Here is a 1885-nt window from a genome sequence, read left to right on the forward strand (position 1 = left end):
CGGTAGTCTGAAAGCCAAACCACCCATCAGCCGCCTCGGCCTACCGATGGACGATCTCCTGAGATTCCACAGTTAGCCCCGCAGATGCGCGAAGCGCATCTGCTCGGCGTAACCCACCACTTCTCGTGCGGCGATAAAGGTGGTGGGTTACGCCTTTGGCTAACCCACCCTACGGCGTCTTGAATGCCGCGACAGTCAGGACTAGATTCGCTCGATCAGCCCCGTCCTGACCGGTTGGGCCCCATGCGACGACAGTCCGAGACTTTGCTGCTGGTGCCGCTGCTGCCGATCTTCCTGCTCGGCATGTTTCCGATGTTCCTGATCGCCCTGCTCGGATTTTTCGGCCTCGCGCTGTTCGGCGTGCTCGTGGTCTGCGTCGGGCTCGCCAGCAGCAACGAGGCCCACGACAATTTCAATCACGACGTCATCGTTCACGGCTATTCGCGCGGATCGGAGCGCGCGGCACGCGCCTCCGACATGCATCTGGCCGCGCGGCTCGGGCTGCGGCTGGAGGCGGTCGGCGCGGCGATGATCCTTACGGCGGCGATCGGCCTTTGTTACGCCGGCTGATCTGCGCGGGGCGCAGATACCGCCCGGCAAACTCGCCGGTTGCTCTCTCCGACACGGTTCAGGCAAGAGAAGGGCGCCAGCGGCAATGACGCTGCGTTCGCTCTCGGCACGAAACACTGGGGAGATGGGTGATGCTCAAATTCTATTTCAACGGCTCGCCGAACCCGACCAAGGTCGCGCTCTATCTCGAAGAATCCGGCCTGCCTTTCGAGCCGGTGAAGATCGACACCCGCAAGGGCGAGCAGTTCACGCCGGAATTCCTCAAGATCAATCCGAACGGCAAGGTGCCGGCGATCGACGATGGCGGCACCATCGTGTTCGACTCGAACGCCATCCTGCTCTATCTCGCCGAGAAGACCGGCAAGTTCCTGCCCGCCGCGTCGTTGCGCGGCGAGACGCTGTCATGGCTGATGTTCATCGCCACCGGTGTCGGGCCGTATTCGGGCCAGGCCGTGCACTTCAAGCATTTCGCGCCGAAGGACCAGAACCACGACTACGCCCATAACCGCTACCAGTACGAGACTGATCGCCACTACAAGATCCTCGACGCTCACCTTAAAGGCCGCCGCTATCTGGTCGGCGACGCCTATTCGATCGTCGACATGGCGCTGTGGGGCTGGGCGCGGATGGTGCCGTTCAAGCTCGGCGACGACGCCTTTGCGCGATACCCGAACGTGAAGCGGCTGGTGGACGAGATCTCGGCGCGGCCCGCAGCCGCGCGCGCGATCGCGCTGAAGGACAAGTTCACCTTCAAGGCCGAGATGGACGACGAAGCGCGAAGCAACATGTTCAAGCACATGACGACCAAGGTCGCCTGATCACACCTTGCCGCGATTTGAAGGCCACGCGCATGCGCGTGGCCTTTTGCTTTTATGCAGCGTGGACCGAGCTCAGGAAGTTCGCGACTTCCTGCTTCAGCCGGTTGCTGTCCGCCGACAGCGAGCGCGCCGCAGAGAGTACCTGCGAGGAAGCCGAACCGGTCTCCGATGCCCCGCGCTGCACGTCGCCGATATTGGTCGAGACGCGCTGGGTGCCATGGGCCGCCTGCTGGACGTTGCGGGAGATCTCCTGCGTCGCCGCGCCCTGCTGCTCCACGGCGGCGGCAACCGTCGACGAGATCTCCGACAGCCGCTCGATGGTGCCGCTGATTTCCCTGATCGAGCCGACCGACTGCTCGGTGGCGGCCTGGATGCTGGAAATCTGCTGGCCGATCTCGCCGGTCGCTTTCGCGGTCTGCTCGGCGAGCGCCTTCACCTCGGAGGCGACCACGGCAAAGCCGCGACCGGCCTCGCCCGCGCGTGCGGCCTCGATGGTC

Annotated in this window: 3 protein-coding genes; 2 read left to right on the forward strand and 1 reads right to left on the reverse strand. The window is 64.1% G+C overall.

The features are described from left to right. Positions 1 to 243 precede the first annotated feature (243 nt). Entirely contained in the window at positions 244 to 570 is a 327-nt protein-coding gene (locus XH79_RS04680) for a hypothetical protein (protein ID WP_212347734.1), read from the forward strand. A gap of 131 nt (positions 571 to 701) precedes the next feature. Next, a complete protein-coding gene (locus tag XH79_RS04685) occupies positions 702 to 1388 on the forward strand; it encodes a glutathione S-transferase family protein (protein WP_212347731.1) in 687 nt (228 codons plus the stop codon). A 52-nt stretch (positions 1389 to 1440) separates the two neighbouring features. On the opposite strand, the gene XH79_RS04690 is transcribed toward XH79_RS04685, so the two are convergent. Further along, the coding region (locus XH79_RS04690; RefSeq protein ID WP_271580875.1) for a methyl-accepting chemotaxis protein at positions 1441 to 1885 on the reverse strand (445 nt) is incomplete at its 5' end.

Source organism: Bradyrhizobium sp. CCBAU 45389, assembly GCF_028128625.1.
GTDB classification, from domain to species: domain Bacteria; phylum Pseudomonadota; class Alphaproteobacteria; order Rhizobiales; family Xanthobacteraceae; genus Bradyrhizobium; species Bradyrhizobium liaoningense_B.